The sequence below is a fragment of the Mesorhizobium sp. P2_B11 genome, assembly GCF_056404855.1.
This window is the reverse complement of record NZ_JBFUDF010000002.1, coordinates 178109-203759: the sequence shown is the minus strand read 5'-3', so window position 1 is coordinate 203759 and position 25651 is coordinate 178109. Positions and strand designations below refer to the sequence as shown.

Sequence of the window (25651 nt, the reverse complement as noted above, 5' to 3'; positions counted from 1 at the left end):
GCGATCATGAAACGCGTCATCGCCATTGCCGACCGCGCGGCCCTTGTGTCGCTGAAGCTGCTCGCGGCGCTCAACGCCCTGTTTTTCCTGTCTTTCCTCGTCGTTCTGCTGCTCGCCATGGGCAAGGCACATGCCGAAGCCCCGGTCTGTGCCGGGTCGGACCTGATGTCCACCTTGCAGAAAGACGACCCTGCCGCCTATGCCAGGATCGAGACCGAAGCGGCGGCGACGCTCAACGGCAAAGGTCTGTTGTGGAAGCTGGAAAAATCCGGCGAAAAGCCGTCCTTCCTGTTCGGCACAATGCACATGACCGACCCGCGCGTGACCACGCTGCCGCCTGCCGCCCAAAAGGCCTATGACGCCGCCGGCACCATCATCATCGAGACCACCGACGTGCTCGACAAGCAGAAGATGATGGAGGCCATGCTCAAGGAGCCCGAGCTGATGATGTTCACGGACAGCACGACGCTGTCGTCGCTGTTGTCGCCGCAGGATCTGGCGGTGGTGAACAAGGGGCTCGATGCGCGCGGCATTCCGCCGGCGAGCGTCTCCAAGATGAAGCCGTGGCTGCTGTCGGCCATGGTCGCGCTGCCGGTCTGCGAGGTCGCCCGCCAGGCAGGCGGCGCACCGGTTCTCGACGTCAAGCTGGCTGAGGACGCCAAGGCTGACGGCAAGCCGGTGGAGGGGTTGGAGACCGCCGCCGGCCAGCTCCGCGCCATGGCTTCGCTGCCGCTCGCCTTTCACATGAAGGGGCTGGTTGAAACCCTGAAGCTCGGCGACAAGATCAACGACATCAACGAGACCATGATCGTGCTCTACCAGCGCGGCGATACCGGCACGTTCTGGCCGCTGATGCGATCAATGTCCCCAGGCGAAGAAGACGACGCCGGAGGCTACGCCGCCTTCGAGCAGGCCATGGTCACCGACCGCAACAAGGTCATGGTCGACCATGCGCAGCCGATCCTGGCCAAAGGCAATGCCTTCATGGCGGTCGGCGCCCTGCATCTTCCCGGCCCCGAAGGTCTGATCGAGGATTTTCGCAAAGCCGGCTACACTGTCACCGCCGTCGACTGACTTGCGCCGTCGCCTCTCGCGCACCGAATCACCCAAGACCCGGCTCGTCCGTATTCGCAGCTGATTCGCGGCCCGAAGGCAGGTTGGCCCTATTTTTGGCGAAAAAGGCCAGCTAAGCTCGCTTCCACCCGTTCGTGATTGATTTTGCGGGGGAAATACTGGCCAACAAGAGATTGCGAATCAGAATTTTCCTGCGTTCGGCAATTTCAAGGCCTAGTATGAAACCCGTTCAACGGTTGCGCGTTGATGGGTGTTGATTGATGCTTTTCATCCACGGAGGACACTTTTATGGCGAACCCTAACGACCCAGCTCCTAAGTCGGGTGGTGGCAGCGGCTGGCTGATTGCGCTGGTCGTCGTCATCCTTGCGATTGTTGCGTACTATATTTTCGGCAGAAGCGGCGAGCATCCGGCACCCGCCGAGCCGCCGGCAGCCAGCACACCGGCGCCCGCGCCTGCACCGGCTGAACCGATGAAGCCCGCCGAACCGGCTCCCGCACCAGCCCCTGCGCCCGCACCGGCTCCTGCGCCAGCTCCCGCCCCGGCACCTGCTCCCGCGCCAGCTCCGGCGCCCGCACCGGCCAACTGATCTGGCCCCTGATTCCAACGAAGAACGGCCCGCTGCAAAGCGGGCCGTTTTGTTTTGGGCAACCACGCGAAAGGCCGATTAGAAACTCGCTCCGGTGAGTCAGCTGGCGTGGCTTTCGAGAACCGGAGCGCAGCGGACATTCAAGTCCGTGAGCACCGGAAGCGCAGAAAGTCGCGTCAGATGGCCTCCGGAGTAGAGTTTATGATTGGCCTTTCAGATATGGATCGGCTTGAAGAAGGTGGCCAGCGCCGCTTCCTTGACCGCTTCCGACATGGTCGGATGCGCGTGGCAGGTGCGGGCGAGATCTTCGGACGAGCCGCCGAACTCCATCAGCACCGCCGCCTCGTGGATCATCTCACCGGCGCCGAAGCCGACGATGTGGACGCCGAGCACGCGGTCGCTGGTCTTGTCGGCGAGGATCTTCACAAAGCCGTCCGTGTGCAGCATGGCGCGCGCCCGGCCGTTGGCGGTGAACGGGAACTTGCCGATCTTGTAGTCGATGCCGGCCTTCTTCAGTTCCTCCTCGGTCTTGCCGACCGACGCGATTTCCGGGCTGGTGTAGACGACGCTCGGGATGACATCGTAGTTCACATGGCCGGCCTGGCCGGCAATGGTCTCGGCCACCGCCACGCCTTCATCTTCGGCCTTGTGCGCCAGCATCGGTCCGGCAATGACGTCGCCAATGGCGTAGATGCCGGCGACGTTGGTCCTGAGATGCCCGTCGGTCTTGACCCGGCCGCGCTCATCGACCTCGACGCCGGCTTCCTTCAGCCCAAGACTGTCGGCATAGGCGCGGCGTCCGGTCGAAATCAGCACCGCGTCGGCCTCGATGGTCTCGGCCGCGCCGCCCTTGACCGGCTCGAAGGTGACCGTCGCGCCCTTCTTGGCCTTGGTCACGCCTGTCACCTTGGCGCCGAGCTTGAACTCAAAACCCTGCTTGGACAGCAGACGCTGGAACTGTTTTGACACCTCGCCGTCCATCCCACCCAGGATCGTGTCGAGGAATTCGACCACGGTGACCTTGGCGCCGAGCCGCGCCCAGACCGAGCCGAGCTCGAGACCGATGACGCCGCCGCCGACCACCACCAGCCGCTCCGGCACCTTGGCCAGCGACAGCGCGCCGGTCGACGACACGATCACCTTCTCGTCGATATCGACCTTGACGCCGGGAATGCCGGCGACGTCGGAGCCGGTGGCAATGACGATGTTTTTGGTCTCGATCTCCTCGACCTTGCCGTCCTCAGCCGTGACCGAGACCTTGCCGGCGGCGACCACCTTGCCGGTGCCGCGGAAGGAGTCGATCTTGTTCTTCTTGAACAGGAAGGCGACGCCGTTGACGTTGGCCGCAACGGTCGCATCCTTGTGCGCCATCATCTTCTTCAGATTGAGTTTTGGCGCCGGTATCTCGACGCCGAGCGTATCGAAGGAATGGCCGGCCTCGGCGAACATTTCCGAGGCATAAAGCAGCGCCTTGGACGGGATGCAGCCGATGTTGAGGCAGGTGCCGCCGAAAGTGGCGTTCTTCTCGACCACCGCGACCTTCAGCCCAAGCTGCGCCGCCTTGATGGCGCAGACATAGCCGCCCGGTCCCGATCCGATGATAACGACGTCATAAGCCATGATGGTGTCCTTTTGCTTGGCGCTCAACGGCCGCCGCTGACATTCAGGATCGCGCCCGTCGTATAGGACGCTTCATCCGACAAAAGATAGAGAACCGCATGCGCGACTTCATCCGCCGTGCCGGCGCGTTTCATCGGCAGCATGTCGCGGAACCTCTCGACCCGGTCCGGTTGACCGCCGGATGCGTGGATCTCGGTGTCGATGATGCCCGGACGTATCGCATTGACGCGCACGCCTTCGGTTGCGACTTCGCGCGCCAGGCCAAGCGTGAAAGTGTCGATCGCCGCCTTGGACGCGGCGTAGTCGACATATTCTCCGGGCGAGCCATGTATCGACGCCGCCGACGAGATGTTGACGATGGCGCCGCCCTTGCCGCCGTTCTTGCTCGACATGCGTCTGACCGCTTCGCGGGCGCACAGAAACGAGCCGATGACGTTGATGCGCATCATGCGTTCCAGCCGCGCCACGCTCATCTCGTCGACGCGCGCCTTGACGTCGACGACGCCCGCATTGTTGACCAGGCCATCGAGCCGACCGAAGCGGCTGTCGACCGCCTCGAACATGGCGACGATGTCGGCCTCCGTGCCGACGTCACCCTTGACCGCAAAAGCCTCCCCGCCCGCCGCCTCGATCTCGGCGACCAGCGCCTTGGCGGCGGCCTCGTTCGAGGCATAGTTGACGGCGACGCGGTAGCCAGCGGCGGCGCCCAGCCGGCAGACGGCAGCACCAATGCCGCGGCTGCCGCCGGTGACCAGCAGCACTTTCTTGGACGCGCTCATTCCTGGCAACCTTTCAGCAGAAACACGTCCCACGGCAGTTGAGAAAATCCACCAGGCCCGAAGGCCGACGACATCTGCAGCGACGGCCCGAGGTCGGGGAAGATCAGGCTCTGCGGCGCGTCCGTGCCTTCGGCCGACAACAGGGCGATGTTGCCCTTGTCGTCGGCGCTGTAGACGACGCCCTGCCAGACCGTGCAGGCAGCAAGCTCATCACCGGTGACGTCGCCGGTCGGGCATTTGTACATCAGCGATCCGTGCGGCCGCGAAACGCCTGAAGTCCACATGACGATGCCGTCGAGCACGACACCCTTGTCGAGCACCATCTTGAAGGAGTTGGTGACGGTGACCGCATCCATCGTCGGCCGGAAATCGATGCCGGCATCGCTCTCGGCATCGCCATAGACGGCGAGCGCCAGCGGACAGGCGGCGTACGCGGCTGCCGGGATCATTGCCACGCCGACCGCTATCGATGCAGTCGACAGGCTTTCGGACAAGAAAGAACGTATCGTCACTGCTATCCGCCTTCAACAGCTTGATCGAGGATGAAGACGTTCGAAAGAAAATAGTCGATCTCGAACGCTACGCTTTCATTCCTGTCGACCGGAACCGCATTCACCTCGTATTTGAGGGTCAGGATGCGAGTACTCTCTGACAGCTCAATATAAACGTCGCGCTCGCGGCCACCGCCGATTGCCCATTTGAATTCGCTTTCGTTGAGGAACTGCAATGCCTTGGGCAAGGTATGAATCGCTATCGGCTTTGTGCCGGCAAAAGTCACGGGATGCCGGCCAACATCGACATCCAGATGGCCGTGCCAGGTCGCCATCATTCCACCCGGTTGCATTCTTCCGAAAACAGGCTCGATGCTGATCGATCGCAAGCGAAAATCGGGGCTGAAGAAGAATTCGCAATTCGTGCCGTATATGCACCAGGCGGATCCGGTGTCACCGTGGCGAACATGATTGTCCGCCCGCACATCCTCCGGATCGATCAAGCCTCGAATCGTTTCACGGCTGCTTTTGCCGATCTCAACGGGCCCCGCCCGGCCTGTCGTCACAAGCTCGAACAGATCGATTGGCTCGGCAGTTTCAGCCACCGACCCGATCCTAGAGGTCGAGCACCAGCCGTTCCGGATCTTCCAGGCTATCCTTGACGCGGACCAGGAAGGTCACGGCTTCCTTGCCGTCGACGATGCGGTGGTCGTAGCTCAGCGCCAGATACATCATCGGCCGGATGACGATCTGGCCGCCGACCACCACCGGCCGGTCCTGGATCTTGTGCATGCCGAGAATGCCCGACTGCGGCGCATTAAGGATTGGAGTCGACATCAGCGAGCCGTAGACGCCGCCATTGGAGATGGTGAAGGTGCCGCCCTGCATGTCGGCGACCGACAGCTTGCCGTCACGCGCGGCAATGCCCAGCCGGCCGATCTCCTTCTCGATCTCGGCAATCGACATCTGGTCGGCGTCGCGCACCACCGGCACGACGAGGCCCTTTTCGGTGCCGACGGCGACGCCGATATGGGCATAGTTCTTGAAAATGATGTCGGTGCCGTCGATCTCGGCATTGACCGAGGGAATCTCCTTCAAAGCGTGGGTCACGGCCTTGGTGAAGAAGCCCATGAAGCCGAGCTTCACGCCGTGCTTCTTCTCGAAGATGTCCTTGTATTTGGTCCTGAGCGCCATCACCGCGGACATGTCGACCTCGTTGAAGGTGGTCAGCATGGCGGCGGTCGACTGCGCTTCCTTCAGCCGGCGCGCAATGGTCTGGCGCAGCTTGGTCATGCGCACGCGCTCTTCGCGCGATGCATCGTCACCCGAGGACGGCGCACGCACCGCGACAGGGGCCGGAGCCGCCCTCGGCGTCTCGGCCGGCTGCGACGGCGCGCCCTTGGAAATCGCATCGAGCACGTCGCCCTTCAGCACCTGGCCTCGCTTGCCCGAGCCGGAGACCTGGTCGACCGACAGATTGTTCTCGGCGATCAGCTTGGCTGCGGCCGGCGCCGGCGGCATGGTGCGCGCCTCGACCTGGCTGTCGCCGGCGATCTTGGCGGTCTCGGCCGCGGCCTGCTTGGTCGTGTGCGCGGCGTCCGGGCTCGACGCCTGCGCCACCGCCTTGGTCTCCTGCTTGCTTGCCGGAGCTGCGGCCGCACCACCGGCCGAGATCGACCCGAGCAGCGCGCCGACGCCGACGGTCTCGCCTTCCTTGGCGACGATTTCACCGAGCGTGCCGGCGGCGGCGGCAGGCACCTCCACCGTCACCTTGTCGGTTTCGAGCTCGACCAGCGGCTCGTCGACGGCAATGGCATCGCCGACCTTCTTGAACCACTTGCCGATGGTCGCCTCGGTGACGGATTCGCCGAGAGTGGGAACGCGGATTTCGGTAGCCATTGTGCCTGTCCGTTTCTTCTCTGTGTGAGTTCTATTCGCCGAGCGCGTCTTCGAGCAGGGCAGCAAGCTGCGCCAGATGCTTCGACATCAATCCGGTCGCCGGCGATGCCGCCGCCGGCCTGCCGGTGTAGCGCACGCGCTGATGCTTGGCGTCGATATGCGCCAGCACCCATTCCAGATACGGATCGATGAACGACCAGGCGCCCATGTTCTTCGGCTCTTCCTGGCACCACACCATCTCGGCGTTACGGAAACGCGACAGTTCGGTGATCAGCGCCTTGGCCGGGAACGGGTAGAGCTGTTCGACGCGCAGCAGGTAGATGTCGTTGATGCCGCGCTTCTCGCGCTCCTCGTAAAGGTCGTAATAGACCTTGCCCGAGCACAGCACGACGCGGCGGATCTTGGAATCCTTGACCAGCTTGATCGCCTGGTTCTCCAGCAGCTGGGCGTCGTCCCACAGCAGCCGGTGGAACGAGCTTTCGCCCGACATTTCCGGCAGCGTCGACACCGCCCGCTTGTGGCGCAGCAGCGACTTCGGCGTCATCAGGATCAACGGCTTGCGGAAGTCGCGCTTCAGCTGCCGGCGCAGGATGTGGAAATAGTTGGCCGGCGTGGTGCAGTTGGCAACTTGCATATTGTCTTCGGCGCAAAGCTGCAGGAAGCGTTCGAGACGCGCCGAGGAGTGTTCCGGACCCTGGCCCTCAAAACCATGCGGCAGCAGGCAGACCAGGCCCGACATGCGCAGCCACTTGCGTTCGCCCGAGGAGATGAACTGGTCGAACACCACCTGGGCGCCGTTGGCGAAGTCGCCGAACTGCGCCTCCCACAAGGTCAGCGCCTTCGGCTCGGCCAGGCTGTAGCCATATTCGAAGCCGAGAACCGCCTCTTCCGACAGCATCGAGTTGATGACTTCGTAGCCGGCCTGCGCCGCCGACAGATTGTTGAGCGGGATGTAGCGGGTCTCGTCGCGCTGGTCATAGAGCACCGAATGGCGCTGCGAGAAGGTGCCGCGTTCGGAATCCTGGCCCGACAGCCGGATCGGATTGCCGTCGAGCAGGATGGCGCCGAAAGCCAGCGCTTCGGCCGTCGACCAGTCGATGCCTTCGCCCGAGTCGATCGCCTGGCGGCGATTTTCGAGGAAGCGGATGATGGTCTTGTGCGCCTCGTAACCCTTTGGCACCTCGGTCAGCTTCTTGCCGATCTCCTTCAGCACCTTGACTGGCACGGCGGTCTTGCCGCGGCGCTGTTCGTCCTGGTTGTCGGCGGTGCGCAGGCCCGACCAGGCGCCATCCAGCCAGTCAGCCTTGTTGGGCTTGTAGTGCTGGCCGACTTCCCATTCCGATTCCAGATGCGCGCGCCAGTCGGCCTTCATCTGATCGACTTCGGCCTGGGTGATATGACCCTCGGCAATCAGCCGGTCGGCATAGACCTGCACCGTCGTCTTATGGTTGCGGATGTTGGCGTACATGATCGGCTGGGTGAAGGACGGCTCATCGCCCTCATTGTGGCCGAACCGGCGGTAGCAGAACATGTCCACGACCACCGGCTTGTGGAACTTCATGCGAAATTCGATCGCCACCTTGGCGGCATGGACCGTGGCTTCCGGATCGTCGCCATTGACGTGGAAGATCGGCGCTTCGATCATCTTGGCGACGTCGGACGGATAGGGCGACGAGCGCGAGAAGCGCGGATTGGTGGTGAAGCCGATCTGGTTGTTGATGATGAAATGCAGCGTGCCGGCGACGCGGTGGCCGCGCAGGCCCGACAGGCCGAGGATTTCGGCGATCACACCCTGGCCGGCAAAGGCGGCGTCGCCATGCAGCAGCAGCGGCAGCACCTTGGCGCGTTCTTCCAGCGGCACGATTTCCTCGCGGCTGCGGCCGAACAGATAGTCCTGCTTGGCGCGCGCCTTGCCCATCACCACCGGATCGACGATTTCCAGATGCGAGGGATTGGCGGTCAAGGACAGATGCACCTTGTTGCCGTCGAACTCGCGGTCCGACGAGGCGCCGAGATGGTACTTGACGTCGCCCGAGCCTTCGACCTCGTCGGGAGCGGCCGAGCCGCCCTTGAATTCGTGGAAGATGGCGCGGTGCGGCTTTGCCATCACTTGGCTGAGCACATTGAGCCGGCCGCGATGCGCCATGCCGAGCACGATTTCCTTCATGCCGAGCTGGCCGCCGCGCTTGATGATCTGCTCCAGCGCCGGGATCAGCCCTTCGCCGCCATCGAGGCCGAAGCGCTTTGTGCCCTTGTACTTGACGTCGATGAACTGCTCGAAGCCTTCGGCCTCGACCAGCTTCTGCAGGATCGCCTTCTTGCCTGTGGCGGTAAAGGAAATCTCCTTGTCAGTGCCTTCGATGCGGGCCTGGATCCAGGCCTTCTCCTCGGGGTCGGAGATGTGCATGAACTCGACGCCGAGCGTCGAGCAATAGGTGCGGGTGAGAATCTCCAGCATCTGCCGGATGGTGCCGAATTCGAGGCCCAGCACATTGTCGAGGAATATCGGCCGGTCGTAATCGGCTGCGGTGAAGCCATAGTTCTCCGGCGACAGCTCGTTGTAGTCCTCGAGCGGCTTGGCGATGCCGAGCGGGTCGAGATTGGCGTGCAGATGACCGCGCATGCGATAGGCGCGGATCATCATGATGGCGCGCACCGAATCGCGGGTCGCCTGGTGCACGTCGGCATCGGACAGCACGACGCCGTTGGTGACCGCTTTGTCCTTGACCTTCTTTTCGACGGTTCTTTCGACCAGGCCCCAATTGCCGTCGAGCGCTGACACCAGTTCGCCATTGGCCTGCAGCGGCCATGAGGGCCGCGCCCAGGAGGCGCCCTTGGCGTTCTTGCGCACATCGCCGGCGTCGTCCTTCAGCGCCGCGAAGAAGTCCTGCCATTCGGGGTTTACCGACTCCGGATCATCCTCATAGGACGCGTACAGCGCGTCGATGTAGTCGGCATTGCCGCCATAGAGAAACGAGGTGAGCGAAAATTGGTCGTTGGCCTGATCTTGTCTTGCCATGTCACTTAGCGGAGCCGCGCTCCGTCTCCTTACGTTTGCGGCACTGCCGCGATGTCGACGGTTTACCCGTCCTTTTCCCCCTCAAAGCCAACGAACCGCCGTCGGCTTTCATTCCATTTCCGGGCCTTCGCTATCGCTCCGGGCGTTCGAAACTCGAAAAGCCAAGCAGTTGGCTTTTCGTCGGCCTGCGGCCGACCGTTTCTCACCCCTTGATCGCCTCGACAAGCGTCGTGCCCAGCCGTGCCGGCGATGGCGATACCTTGATCCCGGCCGATTCCATGGCCGCGATCTTGTCTTCCGCGCCGCCCTTGCCGCCGGAGATGACCGCGCCCGCATGGCCCATGGTGCGGCCGGCCGGCGCGGTGCGCCCGGCAATGAAGCCCGCCATCGGTTTCTTGCGGCCGCGCTTGGCCTCGTCCTTGAGGAACTGCGCGGCGTCTTCCTCGGCCGAACCGCCGATCTCGCCGATCATGATGATCGACTTGGTCTCGTCGTCGGCGAGGAACATCTCGAGCATGTCGATGAACTCGGTGCCTTTGACGGGGTCGCCGCCGATACCGACAGCGGTGGTCTGGCCGAGGCCGACATTGGTGGTCTGGAACACTGCCTCATAGGTAAGTGTTCCCGAGCGCGAAACAACGCCGACCGAGCCCTTGCGGAAGATGCTTCCGGGCATGATGCCGATCTTGCATTCGTCGGGGGTGAGCACGCCTGGGCAGTTCGGGCCGAGCAGCCGCGAGTTGGAACGGTCGAGCCGCGCCTTGACCTTGACCATGTCCATCACCGGAATGCCTTCGGTGATGCAGACGATCAGCGGGATCTCGGCCTCGATCGCTTCGAGGATCGCTTCGGCAGCGCCCGCCGGCGGCACATAGACGACAGAGGCATTGGCGCCGGTCTTTTCCTTGCCCTCGGCGACAGATGCGAAGATCGGCAGCGTCTCGCCCTTGGCGCCGGTCCAGGTCTCGCCGCCCTTCTTGGGGTGGATGCCGCCGACCATCTTGGTGCCGTGATAGGCCAGCGCCTGTTCGGTGTGGAACGTGCCGGTCTTGCCGGTCAGGCCCTGAACCAGCACCTTGGTGTTCTTGTCGATGAGAATGGACATCGGAGCCCTTTTCTAAAAACCGTTGATCGAGGAAGGCGAGACGCGCCGGTAGACGCCGCTCACCATGTCTTGCCAGCTGTCGCTGCCGGCAGGTTTGAAATGCAGTCGCATGCGGTAGGCATCGGCATCGTCGAAAACATATGTGACCCGCGCAGAACCGCGCGGCGACGACCGCTCCAGAGTAAGTTCAGTGCCGTTCCACGCGCCCGTGGCCGGCGAGGCCGGCACAAAGCCCATCGAATCGAACTGATGCATGGTGACGAGGCTGTTCTGCTGGTCGAAGCCGAACACGCTGTGCGAGCCGAACGAGACCGTGCCGTCGCGGCGCTGGCGATAGCGCTGCACCACGAACAGGCCGCCGAACTGCGCTTCAGCCAGCACTTCCGACGTCGCTATGCCGCCATCAGCCCATTGTGTCTCCGCTACCTCTTCCTCGCCACGCCACGCGCCGACCAGCGCCTGCAGGCGTTGGTGATCGGCTGAGAGCGAGGAGAAGGAAGCCGCGTTCATGGGTCAAAGCCGCTTCAGGTCGGTGACGGTGAGGTCGCTCTTGGCATTGCCGGTGTTGAGCGTCGTTGCCGGCTCGAACATCAGCACGACCGGCTCCGCGGTCAGCGACCGCGGCCGGTGCTCGACGCCCTTCGGCACGACGATGAAATCGCCCTCGCCGAGCTCGACCGGACCGTCGCGAAAATCGATGGCGATCCGCCCACGTAGCACGAGGAAGGCTTCATCCTCATGCTCATGCGCGTGCCAGTCGAAGGTCTCGCCGAACTTGGCGACCTTCGCCTGGCTGTCGTTGACGTCGCCAGCGACATGCGGATCGAAGACCTTCTTGATCTTCGCATCCGCCGCCTCGATGAGGTTTATCTTGCGCGGAGGCATCCGCTCAGCCCTTCACCGCCGCCACGATCTTCTTGGCTGCGTCGTCGAGATCATCGGCCGACACGACATTCAGGCCGCTGTCGTTGATGATCTTCTTGCCGAGCTCGGCATTGGTGCCTTCGAGGCGCACCACCAGCGGCACTTGCAGGCCGACTTCCTTGACCGCGGCAATGACGCCCTCGGCAATGATGTCGCACTTCATGATGCCGCCGAAGATGTTGATCAAAATGCCTTTGACGGCCGGATCCTTGGTGATGATCTTGAACGCCGCCGTCACCTTCTCCTTCGACGCGCCGCCGCCGACATCGAGGAAGTTGGCGGGCTCGGCGCCGTAGAGCTTGATGATGTCCATCGTCGCCATGGCAAGGCCGGCGCCGTTGACCATGCAGCCGATATTGCCGTCGAGCGCGACATAGGCGAGGTCGTATTTCGACGCCTCGATCTCCTTCTCGTCCTCTTCGGTGGTGTCGCGCAGTTCCATCAGTTCGGGATGGCGAAACAGCGCATTGTTGTCGAACGACACTTTTGCGTCGAGCACGCGCAGCCGGCCGTTCTTCATCACGATCAGCGGGTTGACCTCGAGCAGGCTCATGTCCTTCTCGACAAAGGCCTTGTAGAGGATCGGGAACAGCGTGCCGGCGTCCTTGGCGGCATCGCCGGTAAGCCCCAGCGCTTGCACCAGAATGTCGACGTCGATGGTCGTCACGCCGGCCAGCGGGTCGATGGCGCGGGTAATGATCTTTTCCGGCGTGTCGTGGGCGACGCCCTCAATGTCCATGCCGCCTTCGGTCGAGACGACGAAAGCGATGCGGCCGACCGAGCGGTCGACCAGGATCGACAGATAGAGCTCGCGCTCGATGTCGGCGCCGTCCTCGATATAGAGCCGGTTGACCTGCTTGCCGGCCGGGCCGGTCTGCTTGGTCACCAGCGTGTGGCCAAGCATCTCATTGGCGTTGGCGACGACATCGGCAACCGACTTCGCCAGCCGCACGCCGCCCTTGGCGTCGGGCGACAGTTCCTTGAACTTGCCCTTGCCGCGGCCGCCGGCATGGATCTGGCTCTTCACCACATAGAGCGGGCCGGGCAGCGCTTGTGCCGCGGCTTCCGCCTCGCTTGCCTTGAATACCGGCACGCCTTCGGCCACCGGCGCGCCAAAGCTCTTCAGCAGCGCCTTGCCTTGATATTCATGGATGTTCATCTGGATGGTCTCCGGATCGGCTTCTGAGGGATCACTTCGAGGCGAGATGCGGGGCGATCTTGACGCAGGCCTCGGTCAGGCCCTGCACCGTCGCCACCGACGCGTCGAACATCTTCTGCTCGCTCTTGTTGAGGTCGATCTCGATGATGCGCTCGACGCCGCCGGCGCCGATGACGACGGGAACGCCAACATAGGTGCCCTTGACGCCATACTGGCCAGAGAGATGCGCGGCACAGGGAAGCACGCGCTTCTTGTCCTTGAGGTAGGATTCAGCCATCGAGATGGCCGAAGCGGCCGGGGCGTAGAAGGCCGAGCCGGTCTTCAAGAGGCCGACGATCTCGGCGCCGCCGTCGCGGGTGCGTTGCACGATCTGGTCGAGCTTTTCCTTGGAGGTCCAGCCCATCTTGATCAGGTCGGGCAGCGGAATGCCGGATACCGTCGAGTAGCGGATCATCGGCACCATGGAATCGCCGTGACCGCCGAGCACGAAGGCGGTGACGTCCTCGACCGAAACCTTGAACTCCTCGGCCAGGAAATAGCGGAAGCGCGCGCTGTCGAGCACGCCGGCCATGCCGACGACATGCGTCTTGGGCAGGCCCGAAAACTTCTGCAGCGCCCACACCATGGCGTCGAGCGGATTGGTGATGCAGATGACGAAAGCCTTGGGCGCGTACTTCTTCAGGCCGGCGCCGACCTGTTCCATGACCTTGAGGTTGATGCCGAGCAGGTCATCGCGGCTCATGCCCGGCTTGCGCGGCACGCCGGCGGTGACGATGCAGACATCGGCACCCTCGATGCCGGCATAGTCGTTGACGCCGGTCAGCCGGGAATCGAAACCGTCGACCGGCGAAGACTGCGCGATATCCAGCCCCTTGCCTTGCGGAATGCCCTCGGCAATATCGAACAGCACCACGTCGCCGAGGTCCTTGAGGCCGATCATGTGAGCCAGCGTGCCGCCGATCATGCCGGAGCCGATGAGCGCTATCTTGTTGCGTGCCATGTGAGGAAATTTTCCCTTTGTCTGTGACGACGCCCAAATCTCTGGTGATCTGGTTGACGGCGTCGAGGAAGAGGCCGGAATGCTGTGGTATCAGCGGATTTCGCCGCATCCAGTAGCCCCGGCGGAAATAATATTCAATCGATTATTTTCGAGTGAATAATTTCAATCGGTTAGAAACATTGGGATTTACGTAAACGTCAAAGTTTGTAAGCCGACTTGAGAGGTTTTACACAATGAACGTGGAAATCAGAAGACTATATGCCGGCGATGACGCCCTTGTGAAGCGGATCGCCGAAGACGTGTTCGACGAGCCCGTGCGCCCCGACAGGCTTGCCGCCTACCTCGCCTCGCCGGGTCATTTCATGATTGTCGCATTGTCCGACGGCATCGTCGTCGGCCAATGCGCCGCCGTCATCCACCGCCATCCCGACAAAGTCAGCGAACTCTACATCGACGAGGTCGGCGTCTCGCCCGCCTATCAGCGCCAGGGCATCGCGCGAAAAATGCTCGACGCGATGTTCGCGCTCGGCCGCGAGCAAGGCTGCGGCGAAGCCTGGGTCGGCACCGAGCCCGACAATCTCGCGGCGCGCGCGCTTTATGAATCGCGCAAGGAGGCGCATGGGCCGGCGGAGACGTTTGTGATGTATGTGTATGAGCTGTAGGCGTCGGCGTGACGGCGCCCCCCTCTGTCCTACCGGACATCTCCCCCACATGGGGGGAGATCAGACGTCACGTCGGCTTTCGCCAATCTCCAACGTCGTAGAAATAGGCGAGGCGTCGAAGCTGCTGATCTCCCCCCTCGTGGGGGAGATGTCCGGCAGGACAGAGGGGGGCGCGAAGGATCGCTACGCTACGAGCCGGGCAAACTACGCCTGCACCTGCTGCACCTCGGCATTCGCCTTCTGCCGTTCCGCCCAGTCCTCCAGCCAGTCGCGGCTTTGCATCTCGATCAGGCGCGAGGCCGTGCGTTCGAATTCGAACACCTCGTTACCGCGCTTGGCCGTGTAAAGCTCGGGCGGTGGCGCGGCGGCGCTCACCACCAGCCGCGTGTGATGATCGTAGAGCGTGTCGATCAGCAGGATGAAGCGTTTGGCCTCGTTGCGCCTGCCTTCGCCGAGCACCGGGATGTGGTCGATGAAGATGGTCGAGAAGCGGCCGGCAATGGCCAGGAAATCACGCGCGCCAAGCGGTTTTTCGCAGAGATCGGCAAAGGAAAACCGCGCGGCGTCGCCGGCAGCGGCAGGTATCGCCACCTGCCTGCCCTTCACCGCCACGGTGGTTTCGGCGACCGGCGCGCCGCGCGTGATCGCTTGCCAGGCCTCGTCCAGCATACGGTCGGCGTCGGCATCCGCGGGGGTGACATAGACCGGCGTGCGGGCGAGTTTTTCCAGCCGGTAGTCCTTGTCGGCATCGAGCGTCAGCACATGGGCGTGGCGCTCGAGAATGCTGATGAAGGGCAGGAAGAGCTGGCGGTTCAGCCCATCGCGATAGAGATTTTCGGGCGCGACATTGGAGGTGGCGACCAGCACCACGCCATTGGCAAACAGTGCCGAAAACAGCCGCGACAGGATCATCGCATCGGCAATATCGGTGACCGAAAACTCATCGAAGCACAGCACCCAGGCCTGTTCGGCCAGCTGGAGCGCCACCGGCGGGATCGGATCGTCCTCCTTGACGTCGCCGTTCTTGCGCGCCTGCCGGTGCTTCTGGATGCGGTCCTGCACATCGGCCATGAAATCGTTGAAATGGACGCGGCGCTTGCGGCGGACCGGCAGCAGCTCGAAAAACATGTCCATCAGCATGGTCTTGCCGCGGCCGACGCCGCCATGGATGTAGAGGCCCTTGACGACCTCGCGCGTCTCGCGCTTGCGGGCAAACAGCCAGCCGAGCGCGCTCGATTTGTGCGCCAGCCGCTTGGCGGAGATCTCGTCCGTCAGCCGGTCGAGTGCGGCGGCGATGCGCTCCTGCGCCGGATCGCGCTCGATGGCGCCGGTCTCGACCAGATGGTCGTAGCGCTGCCTGACGGTCGCATGGGTCTGGAGGCCGTCACGCAGATGCATCGGTCACGTCGCTTAGTTTGAGCAAATGCTCCAAGAGAGGTCAGGGTGTGTTGAGATTCAGGTCAGGCCGAGCCGAGAATGGTGGCTCCCGAGAACCGGAGCGGAGCGTACTTGAGTACGTGAGCACCGGAAGCCGCCGTTCGCAGGCCGGCCTCACCTGAATATCTGCATACCCTGCTTATCTTGTAAGCGAAATCGGCAGGCCGGTGGAAGTCTGGCCGTCGAATTTCGAACCGCCCGACGAGTAAAGCCGCGCCAAGGTGCCGCCATTCTCGTCATAGAGCGTCAGCTGCTTGCCGGCGACGTTCCACGACTTGATGCCGTCGATGGGTGCCGGGCAATGCAACGGTCCGGCGCGATAGCCGGCGCCGAATTTGGTCTGTGGCGTCGCCACCTTGCAGCTCTGTCCGGACACGCTGGCGTTCCAGACGCCGGCGACGCTGGCAGCGGTGAGGTCCGCAGCACCTGCCGGCGCCGATCCATCCGGTGGCAGCGCGGCGACCTGGGTGCCGGCCGGCGCTGTCGGGAATTGCGACGGGTCGGTTGTGCCGGGCGCTGCCGGCGGCGGCAGCTGGCTTCCGCTCACCGTGCCGGCGGGCGCGGGCTGCAGCGGGGCGGGCTGCTGATCATCCATCGATGAAAAACGCGAGGTCGAACAGCCGCTTGCAAACAGCGCTGCCAGCGATACGGCCACCAGGCCGCTTCTCGAAAAAGTCATGTCAACCTCCGTCGGATCCGGCTGGGGGGAAGCCGTCCGCACACTCTCACCCTCACCAAGATGGAGAAGGTGGCGAAATTTCAACCCGATATGGTTAAGATAGGGTTTGCAGCAAGAATTGTTGCAAATTTATCGCAAAATGGCTGGCGGACGAAGGCGCTCCTTCGCTCTAGCGCGGGTCGAACCGGTAGATCGGTTGCGACAGCGGCATTGGCCGCCGCAGCAGGTCGGCGCATCGGCGGTCCAGCCTAAGCGCCAGCTCATGAGAGCGCCGCACCGCCGTCTTCCAATCGCCGGCCGTTTTCAGCATGGCCAACGCATCCGCAGGACGATCGGCTGCGATCATGAGATCGGCCGCAGCGATTCGATCTTCCGGCGCGATAGCTTCGCCGGTCTTCAGCTTGCCGGCCAATGCGACCCACTGTTCCCAGGGGAAGGTCGCTGTGAGCAGATCCGGGCGACGTGGCGGTTCGGCCCCGTTGTCCAGCATGAAGGGGGCCAACATCACCCGGGCTAATGCCCTGTCCATGAACGACTCCGCCGTTTCGCCCTGCATTTCGGAGATTGGAGCGTCGCGCAAATTATGCTCACGGTCGCGGCGGCCAAGAACGTAGTCGATCCCGTCGAGCATGGCTGCCGTGACCGTATCGGGATTGTTGATCGGATCGAGCTGTTTTGCGGCAATCTGCGCGTTGATCGCCCCTGCCACCGCTGTGCCGAGGCTCAAATTGCCGGTCTGGTTCACGAGGGGCAGCAAGATCGCGGCCTGAGGTGCAGAGTTCATCAGCTGCCCGATTTGTCGGATAGCTGGGCCCATATCGGTTTGACGGTCGAGCGCCTGCACTTCGGCTGGCTGTTTGGAAATATCGAAGGAAGGGCGGAGATAGGCTGAGTAAAGGGCATTGCGGATAGAGCCTGTGCGATTGCCCTTCTGGGGTGGAAGCTTGTCGAGGTACGCAACGTAGTCTGAGAGGTCATCCTTGACGGCCCGCATCTCGAGAGCTAGCGGCCAAATGCCTGCATTCTCGGCCCTTTGGGCGAACTCAGTCTTTGCCGAATCATCAAGAGTGGACAGCGCTCCCGCAATTGTCTTGGCGACGTCTGACGCCTGATCCAGATCCAACGTCTGCAAGCGCCCCAGTTCGCCTAGCAGCCAATCGCCGCCATCCTCGGTAACAAGCACGCGGAAGGCAGGTAGCCCAAGCTGAGGCAGAATCGACTTCGCGTTGGGCAGCGGTTGCATGGCCGCGATCATCGCCGCCCGCTCCGCCGGCTTTGCATAGGCAAGCCTGAGTTCGACAATGCGCTGCGGCGGATGGCTGCGTTTTTCCAGATCGGCCAGCAATGCGGTGCCCTCGGCGTAGCCGAGGCCGCCATAGCTTATCTTCAGATAGGCCGCGTCGTCGCCGAAACGATCGCGCCAGAAATTCGGAAACGTCGCCGGCTCGGCAAGCAGGAAATCGCCAGCCGCCAGGATGGTTGGCGTGTGGGCGCAGGCGCTCGGCTCTGACTGCGCGGCGGCGGCCGGCGATATCGGCGCGATCCCGATGATCGCCGCCGTGATTGCAAGAACTGCCTGCCAACGCATAGTGGAGCCCTCCGCGACGTGATCGTACACCGGAAATCATCGCCCGCACCAGCGCATGGCCTGGCCGTGGGCACGCATCCACCCGGCAAATGCTTGTGCCGGAGGGCCTCGTCCCTATCTAGCAAGGACAGCAACCTGCCGGAGCCGAAACCTTGGCCGCGAGAAAGAAAGCCGCCAACCGCTATTACAGCGGCCCGCCCAGCGACCATTTCGACGGCACTCTTTTCTTCAACCCCGACGGCCAGCCGCCCGGCCGCTTCACCGATCTGCTGAAATGGCAGCTGAGCGGCGAGCGTTCGAAATGGCCGGCGGCCAATCCGAGTCCGTTTGAGCCTGCAGAGCCGGCGGCGCGTATCGATGGCAGCGGGCTGCGCCTGACCATGGTCGGCCACTCCACGCTGCTGATCCAGACCGCCGGCCTCAACATCCTGACCGACCCGGTGTGGTCGCCGCGCGTCTCGCCGCTTTCCTTTGCCGGCCCCAGGCGCGTCAATCCACCGGGCATCGCCTTTTCCCAATTGCCGCCGATCGATCTCGTGCTGGTCAGCCATAATCATTACGACCACCTCGATCTCGCCACGCTCAAGCGGCTGAAGGCGAAGCATGACCCGCAGGTGCTGACGCCGCTTGGCAACGACGCCATCATCGATAGCGCCGTGCCCGGCATGCGGCTGACCGCGCATGACTGGGGCGATCGTGTCGACATCGGCAACGATGTCGCAGTCCATGTCGAGCCAGTGCACCACTGGTCGGCGCGCGGCGCACGCGACCGCCGCATGGCATTGTGGGCCGGCTTTGTGGTCGAAACGCCGGCCGGAAAGATCTATTTCGCCGGCGATACCGGCTTCCATGGCGGCGCCAATTACCGGCTGATGGCCGAAAAACATGGCGGCTTTCGCCTCGCCATCCTGCCGATCGGCGCCTACGAGCCGCGCTGGTTCATGGCGCCGCAGCACCAGAATCCGGAAGAAGCGGTGCAAGGCATGCAACTGTGCAACGCGGCTCACGCCGCAGGCTGCCACTGGGGCACCTTCCATCTTACCGACGAGCCGATCGATGAGCCGGTCCGAAAACTGGCCGAGGCGCTGGAGGCGCAGCGCGTGCCACAGGAGCGGTTTCGCGCCTTGCGGCCGGGCGAGATCTGGGACGTGCCGGACGCCTAGGGAAGGAACCCGACAAGCCGAAACGCGTTGCTTCTCCAACGCAATTTGGCCGGGAGCCTTTCCATGATCAAATGGATCATCATTCTGCTGATCGTCGCTGCTGCCGCGAGCCTGCTCGGCATGCCGGCGCTGGCGGGCGCCGCCGCCACCGGCGCGCGCGTGCTTATCGGCATCGTTCTCGTCATCTTCCTGCTGATCGTGCTGGGTGTCTTTGCGATCACCTAGACGCAGGCCACACTGGTAATTCCCGCCCGTTTCCGCCATATAGCGGCAAAACGGACAGGAATAGCTGAGAGCCATGGCAGGCACGGCCCCCTTCGCCAAGATGAACGGCATCGGCAACGAGATCATCGTTGCCGACATGCGCGGCCGTGCTGACCGGGTTACGCCGGCATCGGCTGTCGCGCTGAATGCCGATGCGGCGACGAAATTCGACCAGATCATGGCGATCCATGACGCCCGCACGCCTGGCACCGCCTATTATATCGACATATTGAATTCCGATGGCTCGGGCGCGCAGGCCTGCGGCAACGGCATGCGCTGCGTCGTCCAGGCGCTGGCCGCAGAGACCGGCCAGAAGAATTTCACTTTCGAGACCCGCGCCGGCATCCTCAACGCCGTCGAACATGCCGACGGCACCATCTCGGTCGACATGGGCACGCCGCGCTTCGGCTGGCAGGACATTCCGCTGGCCGAGGAGTTTCGCGACACCCGCATGATCGAATTGCAGATCGGCCCGATCGACGCGCCGGTGCTGCATTCGCCCTCGGCTCTCTCGATGGGCAACCCGCACGCCATCTTCTGGGTCGACAACGACGTCTGGTCCTACGAGCTTGAGCGTTTCGGCCCGCTGCTCGAAAACCACCCGATCTTCCCCGAACGCGCCAACATCACCATCGCCCAGGTGACGTCGCCGGAAACGATGATCATCCGCACCTGGGAGCGCGGCGCCGGCTTGACCAAGGCCTGTGGCTCGGCCGCTTGTGCAGCGGTCGTCGCGGCCGCCCGCACCCGGCGCACCGGCCGCAGCGTCACGCTGATGACGCCCGGCGGCGGCTCGCTGCATGTCGAATGGCGCGACGACGACCACGTCATCCTGACCGGCGCTGCCGAATGGGAATTTTCCGGCAGTTTTGACCCGTCGACCGGAACCTGGGCCCGCGACACCGAAAGCGCGGCCTGATGTCTGCTCTTGCCAACGCGAAAGGCGTAGACATCGTCACCTTCGGCTGCCGTCTCAACACCTATGAATCCGAGGTGATGCGCCGCGAGGCCGAAAGCGCCGGGCTCGGCGCGCTCGAAGGCGGCGCCATTATCTTCAACACCTGCGCCGTCACCTCGGAAGCGGTGCGCCAGGCCAAGCAGTCGATCCGGAAGGCCCGCCGCGAAAATCCGGCGGCGCGCATCATCGTCACCGGCTGCGCGGCGCAGACCGAGCCGCAGAATTTCGCCGCCATGGACGAGGTCGACCTCGTGCTCGGCAATGAGGAGAAGCTGAAGGCGAATTCTTACCGCGCGCTCCCCGATTTCGGCGTCAACGATACCGAGAAGGCGCGCGTCAACGACATTTTTTCGGTGCGCGAGACCGCCGGCCACATGGTCGACGCGATCGAGGGCCGGGCCCGGGCTTTCGTCCAGGTGCAGAATGGCTGCGACCATCGCTGCACCTTCTGCATGATCCCCTATGGCCGCGGCAATTCGCGCTCGGTGCCGATGGGCGCCGTGGTCGAACAGGTCAAGCGTCTCGCCGGCAACGGTTATGCCGAGATCGTGCTGACCGGCGTCGACATGACGTCTTTCGGCGCCGATCTGCCGGGTGCGCCGAAGCTGGGCAAACTGGTGAAGACCATCCTCAGGCAGGTGCCCGACGTGAAGCGGCTGCGGCTGTCCTCCATCGATTCGATCGAGGCCGATGACGAATTGCTCGATGCCATTGCCACCGAGCCCAGGCTGATGCCGCATCTGCATCTGTCGCTGCAGTCGGGCGACGACATGATCCTGAAGCGCATGAAGCGCCGCCATCTGCGCGACCAGTCGATCCGCTTCTGCGAAGATGTGCGCAAATTGCGCCCTGCAATCGTCTTCGGCGCCGACATCATTGCCGGCTTCCCGACCGAGACCGAGGACATGTTCGAAAATTCGATAAAAATCGTCGAGGAGTGCGGGCTGACGCATCTGCATGTCTTCCCGTTCTCAGCCCGCGAAGGCACGCCCGCCGCGCGCATGCCGCAGGTCCGCCGCGAACTGGTCAAGCAACGCGCCGCAAGGCTGCGTGCTGCCGGCGAAGCCGCCTATCGCCGTCATCTGGCGTCGCTTCCCGGCACGCGCCAGTCGATCCTGGTCGAGCGCGACGGGCTTGGCCGCACCGAAGGGTTTACGCTGACCGCCATCGCCGCCGGTCAGCCGGGCGAGATCGTCGAGGCCACCATTACCGGCCATGACGGCGCACGCTTGCTTGCTGCCCCGCTCACCGCCCGCGCCGCCTGAGACTGATAAAGCATGGCCGGTTTTTTCAAGAAGATATTTTCGTTCGGCAAGAAGGAAGTCGTCGAGGGGCGCGTCGACGAAACTGCCCCGCTGCCGCCGATCAAATGGGACGCGCTCGAGGCCCTGAAGCCGGCCGCCGAACAGGTCGTTCCGGAGTTCTTGAAGCGCGACGAACCCGAAGCGCCAGCGCCCCACCCTCCCCTCGATGGGGAGGGTCGCCACGAAATGGCGGGGAGGGGTGAGAGCGCCGACGCCGGCGCCAGTCACCCCCACCCCCAAGCTTCGCTTGGGACCTCCCCCATCGAGGGGGAGGTAAAGCCTGCGCCCACGCTAGCGCCCGAGGAGCCGAAACCCGAGCCTACACCGGCCATTCCGCCGGCACCTGAGCCCGTCGTTCCCTCCGAACCGGAACCGCTGCCGGAGCCAGCGCCGGAAGAAGAACCCGAACCTGAGACTCCTGCTGAGCCGCCAGCGCCCGAGGAAATCCCAGCACCGCCTGCCGCTCCTGAGCCTGCTCCAGAACCGCAGCCGCAAGAGGTGCCGCCCGCACCGGTCGAGCCTGAAGTCGAACCGGTGCGCCCGGAAAGGCTGCCGGAGCCGGCGCCTGTCGAAGTGCCGACACCGGCCGAGACTCCAGCAGAACCGGTCACTCCGATCGAAGTGCCGCCACCAGCCGCGCCTGCCACACAGCCAACCTCTGAGGCCGGCGCTGCCCCTCATCCGCCTGCCGGCACCTTCTCCCCGTATAGAGACGGGGAGAAGGAAGAAGCACCAGCGCCTCACCCTCCCCTCGATGGGGAGGGTCGACGCGAAGCGGCGGGGTGGGGTGATGGCGCAAACGCTGGCGCCAGTCACCCCCACCCCCAAGCTTCGCTTGGGACCTCCCCCATCGAGGGGGAGGTAAGGCGCACGCCGGCCCCGCCAGTTCCGCCAAAGCCGCAACCCGCGCCCGGCAAAGTCACCGTCACCAAAAAGGTCGAGCAGAAGGCCGAGCCGGTCAAAGCGCCGGAGCCGGCGCCGCGGCGTTCCTGGTTCCAGCGCATGCGCGATGGGCTGGCGCGGTCGTCGCGCGAACTTACCGGCAACATTGCCGGCGTGTTCACCAAGCGCAAGCTGGACGAGGACACGCTGCAGGATCTGGAAGACGTGCTGATCCGCGCCGATCTCGGACTGGAGACCGCGCTGCGCGTCACCGATGCGCTGGCCTCCAGCCGCTACGGCAAGGATGTCTCCGACGCGGAAGTGCGCGCCGTGATGGCAGCCGAGGTGGAGAAAGTGCTGACCCATGTCGCCATGCCTCTGGAGCTCGACCTCTCGCACAAGCCGCATGTCATCCTGGTCGTCGGCGTCAACGGCACCGGCAAGACCACGACCATCGGCAAACTGGCGGCCAAGCTTACCGATGGCGGCCTGTCGGTGATGCTGGCGGCCGGCGACACATTTCGCGCTGCCGCCATCGAACAATTGAATATCTGGGGTGAACGGACGAAATCGCCGGTCATCGCCTCCAAGATCGGCGCCGATGCCGCCGGCCTCGCCTATGACGCTTTCGAGAAGGCGAAGGAGGCCGGCTCCGACGTGCTGATCATCGACACCGCCGGCCGGCTGCAGAACAAGACCGAGCTGATGGCCGAACTGGAAAAGATCGTGCGCGTGCTGGGCAAGCTCGACCCGGAAGCGCCGCACACCGTGCTGCAGACGGTCGACGCCACCACCGGCCAGAACGCGCTCAACCAGGTCGAGATCTTCCGCAATGTCGCCGGCGTCAACGGCCTGGTGATGACCAAGCTGGACGGCACGGCGCGCGGCGGTATTCTGGTGGCAATCGCGGCAAAGCACAAATTGCCGGTCTATTTCATCGGTGTCGGCGAACAGGTCGACGACCTCGAGCCATTCTCGGCCAGCGAATTCGCCAGGGCGATCGCAGGCGTAGCGTAACAGGCATGATCGCGAAGAGCTGACGGCTTTTTGGACAAGATCATGCGTCAGAAGGACGTCATGAACCCACCCATTCTCGAACGCGACCCGTCCGACCCGCAGAAGCAGAAGAAAGAAAGCGTCAACCCGCTGCTCAAGCTGGTGCTGGAACTCGGGCCGCTGATGGTGTTCTTCTTCGCCAATGCGCGCGGCGCCTGGCTGGTCGAGAAATTCCCGGTGCTGGCCGAATTCGGCGGGCCGCTCTTCGTCGCCACTGCCCTGTTCATGGCGGCGACCGCAGTCGCGCTGATCGCCTCCTGGCTGCTGATGCGCACCTTGCCGATCATGCCGCTGGTCTCGGGCGTCGTCGTCTTCATCTTCGGTGCGCTGACGCTCTATCTGCAGGACGACGTCTTCATCAAGATGAAGCCGACCATCGTCAACACGCTGTTCGGCGGCGTGCTGCTCGGTGGCCTGTATTTCGGCCGCTCGCTGCTCGGCTATGTCTTCGATTCGGCCTTTCGCCTGGATGCCGAAGGCTGGCGCAAGCTGACCTTCCGCTGGGGCCTGTTCTTCCTGTTCCTGGCTCTTGCCAATGAAGTGGTATGGCGAAATTTTTCGACCGACTTCTGGGTTACCTTCAAGGTCTGGGGCATCATGCCGATCACGCTGTTGTTCACCTTCAGTCAGATGCCGCTGATCCTGCGCCATTCGATCGAGGATAAGACCGAGAAGGTGGAAGAAGCCGGCAAGTAGGGAGTGGGGCCATGGAATTCGTCACCAGCCATGACGAACTAAGGACGATCTACAAGACGCCGCGACCGACCGACGCCTCGATGCGCAAGGAACTCAAGGCGCTCGATGGCCACTGCCGCTCCTTCATCGGCAAAAGCCCCTTCGTGCTGATCGGTTCTTCCGACAATTCCGGCAATGCCGACGTGACGCCGAAAGGCGACAAGCCCGGCTTCGCCCTTGTCCTTGACGACAAGACCATCGCCATCCCCGACCGTCCCGGCAACAACCGCCTGGACACACTGGAAAACATCCTGCTCAACCCTTCGGTCGGGCTGCTCTTCCTCATCCCCGGCATGAACGAGACGCTGCGCATCAATGGCGACGCCCGCATCACCGTCGATGCGGATTTGCGCGAGCGCCTCGCCGTCGACGGCAAGCAACCGCAAAGCGTTGTCGTGGTGAGCGTCAAGGCCGCCTACATGCACTGCGCCAAGGCCTTCATGCGCTCCGAATTGTGGAAGCCGGACAGCTGGTACGACCGCGCGACATTGCCGACGCTCGGCAAGATCCTGTCCGACCAGATGGCGCATGCCGAAACGGTCGACGATTTCGACCGCTCGCTGGACGACGCCTACAGCAAGACCATGTGGTAGGATTTCGGGCACGATTCGTACGTCCCATTGCCCGGCTTCCCTTTGATCGAACTCCTCGCCATCTCCGGCAGTCTGCGCGCCGCTTCGACCAATTCGGCGCTGCTCGCTTCTGTCGTGCGCCACGCGCCGCCCGGATGCCGCGTCAGCATCTATGACGGGCTGGGCCTCTTGCCGATCTTCAATCCCGACGACGAAGGCGAGCGCACCCCACGCGAGGCCGCGCGGCTGATCGAAGCCGTCACCAGCGCCGACGGCATCATCGTCTCCAGCCCCGAATATGCGCATGGCGTGCCGGGCGGCATGAAGAACGCACTCGACTGGCTGGTCTCGCGCGACGCCGCCGTCGGCAAGCCGGCCATGCTGGTGCACGCCTCCGCGCGCTCGCTCTACGCCCGCGCCGCGTTGGCCGAAATCATGCGGACGATGTCGTTTGCTATGTATGAGGATGCGCTCGAAATCGCGCTGCTGGGCAAGAAGCCGCCGGAGTTGGAAGCGATCCTGGGAGAGGACGCGAACCGGCAGGCAATGCGCGACGCGATGCAGGGCTTCGTGGGGTTTATTGGCGGGCGGTGAGCGGTCTTGCCTTCTCCCCATGTGGGAGAAGGTGGCCTCGCGAAGCGAGGTCGGATGAGGGGTGTTCCAGCTTGGCAAGGACGGCGATCCTTCACGCAC

At 63.6% G+C, this 25651-nt stretch carries 24 protein-coding genes; 10 read left to right on the top strand and 14 right to left on the bottom strand.

Going from position 1 to position 25651, the window contains the following annotated elements:
• Positions 1 to 6: 6 nt before the first annotated feature.
• Positions 7 to 1074: a TraB/GumN family protein gene (locus tag AC1DYJ_RS05375; protein ID WP_477289385.1), complete on the top strand. Its 1068-nt coding sequence runs from the start codon at positions 7 to 9 to the stop codon at positions 1072 to 1074.
• A gap of 801 nt (positions 1075 to 1875) precedes the next feature.
• Here AC1DYJ_RS05375 and lpdA read toward each other — a convergent pair.
• From lpdA to mdh, 11 genes are all read right to left on the bottom strand, one after another.
• Positions 1876 to 3309, bottom strand: coding sequence for a dihydrolipoyl dehydrogenase (lpdA, locus tag AC1DYJ_RS05370; RefSeq protein ID WP_477289383.1), 1434 nt, complete (start codon positions 3307 to 3309; stop codon positions 1876 to 1878).
• Positions 3306 to 4061, bottom strand: a complete 756-nt coding sequence (locus AC1DYJ_RS05365; protein WP_477289381.1) for an SDR family oxidoreductase — start codon at positions 4059 to 4061, stop codon at positions 3306 to 3308. Before AC1DYJ_RS05365 ends, lpdA begins: the two co-directional genes overlap by 4 nt.
• Positions 4058 to 4510 carry a hypothetical protein gene (locus tag AC1DYJ_RS05360; protein WP_477289401.1) on the bottom strand — a complete coding sequence of 151 codons (453 nt, stop codon included), beginning with the start codon at positions 4508 to 4510 and terminating at the stop codon, positions 4058 to 4060. The genes AC1DYJ_RS05365 and AC1DYJ_RS05360 overlap by 4 nt, the downstream gene beginning before the upstream one ends.
• A gap of 65 nt (positions 4511 to 4575) precedes the next feature.
• Complete coding sequence (locus AC1DYJ_RS05355) at positions 4576 to 5157, bottom strand: hypothetical protein (RefSeq protein ID WP_477289379.1); 582 nt, start codon at positions 5155 to 5157, stop codon at positions 4576 to 4578.
• A 10-nt stretch (positions 5158 to 5167) separates the two neighbouring features.
• Positions 5168 to 6451, bottom strand: a complete 1284-nt coding sequence (gene odhB, locus AC1DYJ_RS05350) for a 2-oxoglutarate dehydrogenase complex dihydrolipoyllysine-residue succinyltransferase (protein ID WP_477289378.1) — start codon at positions 6449 to 6451, stop codon at positions 5168 to 5170.
• 31 nt (positions 6452 to 6482) lie between these two features.
• Positions 6483 to 9470, bottom strand: a complete 2988-nt coding sequence (locus tag AC1DYJ_RS05345; protein ID WP_477289376.1) for a 2-oxoglutarate dehydrogenase E1 component — start codon at positions 9468 to 9470, stop codon at positions 6483 to 6485.
• A 202-nt stretch (positions 9471 to 9672) separates the two neighbouring features.
• Positions 9673 to 10575 (bottom strand): succinate--CoA ligase subunit alpha, encoded by a 903-nt coding sequence (gene sucD / locus AC1DYJ_RS05340; protein WP_477289374.1) that lies wholly within the window; start codon positions 10573 to 10575, stop codon positions 9673 to 9675.
• A gap of 12 nt (positions 10576 to 10587) precedes the next feature.
• A complete protein-coding gene (locus AC1DYJ_RS05335; protein ID WP_477289373.1) occupies positions 10588 to 11085 on the bottom strand; it encodes a DUF1579 family protein in 498 nt (165 codons plus the stop codon).
• Between the two features lie 3 nt (positions 11086 to 11088).
• Positions 11089 to 11460: a cupin domain-containing protein gene (locus AC1DYJ_RS05330; RefSeq protein WP_477289371.1), complete on the bottom strand. Its 372-nt coding sequence runs from the start codon at positions 11458 to 11460 to the stop codon at positions 11089 to 11091.
• Positions 11461 to 11464: 4 nt separating this feature from the next.
• Complete coding sequence (sucC, locus tag AC1DYJ_RS05325; RefSeq protein WP_477289369.1) at positions 11465 to 12658, bottom strand: ADP-forming succinate--CoA ligase subunit beta; 1194 nt, start codon at positions 12656 to 12658, stop codon at positions 11465 to 11467.
• Between the two features lie 31 nt (positions 12659 to 12689).
• Positions 12690 to 13658, bottom strand: coding sequence for a malate dehydrogenase (gene mdh / locus AC1DYJ_RS05320; RefSeq protein ID WP_112560100.1), 969 nt, complete (start codon positions 13656 to 13658; stop codon positions 12690 to 12692).
• A gap of 233 nt (positions 13659 to 13891) precedes the next feature.
• On the opposite strand from mdh, the gene AC1DYJ_RS05315 reads away from it, so the two are divergent.
• Positions 13892 to 14320 (top strand): N-acetyltransferase family protein, encoded by a 429-nt coding sequence (locus tag AC1DYJ_RS05315; RefSeq protein WP_477289367.1) that lies wholly within the window; start codon positions 13892 to 13894, stop codon positions 14318 to 14320.
• 204 nt (positions 14321 to 14524) lie between these two features.
• On the opposite strand, the gene zapE is transcribed toward AC1DYJ_RS05315, so the two are convergent.
• The 3 genes from zapE to AC1DYJ_RS05300 all read right to left on the bottom strand — a co-directional run bounded on the left by zapE (position 14525) and on the right by AC1DYJ_RS05300 (position 18024).
• Complete coding sequence (zapE, locus tag AC1DYJ_RS05310) at positions 14525 to 15718, bottom strand: cell division protein ZapE (protein ID WP_477425978.1); 1194 nt, start codon at positions 15716 to 15718, stop codon at positions 14525 to 14527.
• Positions 15719 to 15896: 178 nt separating this feature from the next.
• Entirely contained in the window at positions 15897 to 16436 is a 540-nt protein-coding gene (locus AC1DYJ_RS05305) for an AprI/Inh family metalloprotease inhibitor (protein WP_477289363.1), read from the bottom strand.
• A gap of 169 nt (positions 16437 to 16605) precedes the next feature.
• On the bottom strand, positions 16606 to 18024 hold the full coding sequence (locus AC1DYJ_RS05300) for a hypothetical protein (protein ID WP_477289361.1): 1419 nt from the start codon (positions 18022 to 18024) through the stop codon (positions 16606 to 16608).
• A 152-nt stretch (positions 18025 to 18176) separates the two neighbouring features.
• On the opposite strand from AC1DYJ_RS05300, the gene AC1DYJ_RS05295 reads away from it, so the two are divergent.
• The 8 genes from AC1DYJ_RS05295 to AC1DYJ_RS05260 all read left to right on the top strand — a co-directional run bounded on the left by AC1DYJ_RS05295 (position 18177) and on the right by AC1DYJ_RS05260 (position 25552).
• The gene (locus AC1DYJ_RS05295; RefSeq protein ID WP_477289359.1) at positions 18177 to 19187 is read left to right on the top strand and encodes an MBL fold metallo-hydrolase; all 1011 of its coding nucleotides are present in this window, start codon (positions 18177 to 18179) and stop codon (positions 19185 to 19187) included.
• Positions 19188 to 19250: 63 nt separating this feature from the next.
• A complete protein-coding gene (locus tag AC1DYJ_RS05290) occupies positions 19251 to 19412 on the top strand; it encodes a DUF1328 family protein (RefSeq protein ID WP_112397876.1) in 162 nt (53 codons plus the stop codon).
• A 73-nt stretch (positions 19413 to 19485) separates the two neighbouring features.
• On the top strand, positions 19486 to 20370 hold the full coding sequence (gene dapF / locus AC1DYJ_RS05285) for a diaminopimelate epimerase (protein ID WP_477289358.1): 885 nt from the start codon (positions 19486 to 19488) through the stop codon (positions 20368 to 20370).
• Positions 20370 to 21674 (top strand): tRNA (N(6)-L-threonylcarbamoyladenosine(37)-C(2))-methylthiotransferase MtaB, encoded by a 1305-nt coding sequence (mtaB, locus tag AC1DYJ_RS05280; protein ID WP_477289356.1) that lies wholly within the window; start codon positions 20370 to 20372, stop codon positions 21672 to 21674. The genes dapF and mtaB overlap by 1 nt, the downstream gene beginning before the upstream one ends.
• Positions 21675 to 21686: 12 nt before the next feature.
• The gene (ftsY, locus tag AC1DYJ_RS05275; protein ID WP_477425976.1) at positions 21687 to 23612 is read left to right on the top strand and encodes a signal recognition particle-docking protein FtsY; all 1926 of its coding nucleotides are present in this window, start codon (positions 21687 to 21689) and stop codon (positions 23610 to 23612) included.
• 60 nt (positions 23613 to 23672) lie between these two features.
• Positions 23673 to 24347: a septation protein A gene (locus tag AC1DYJ_RS05270; RefSeq protein WP_477289213.1), complete on the top strand. Its 675-nt coding sequence runs from the start codon at positions 23673 to 23675 to the stop codon at positions 24345 to 24347.
• Positions 24348 to 24358: 11 nt separating this feature from the next.
• Entirely contained in the window at positions 24359 to 24979 is a 621-nt protein-coding gene (locus AC1DYJ_RS05265; RefSeq protein ID WP_477289207.1) for a pyridoxamine 5'-phosphate oxidase family protein, read from the top strand.
• 42 nt (positions 24980 to 25021) lie between these two features.
• Positions 25022 to 25552 carry an NADPH-dependent FMN reductase gene (locus AC1DYJ_RS05260; protein ID WP_477289205.1) on the top strand — a complete coding sequence of 177 codons (531 nt, stop codon included), beginning with the start codon at positions 25022 to 25024 and terminating at the stop codon, positions 25550 to 25552.
• Positions 25553 to 25651 lie beyond the last annotated feature (99 nt).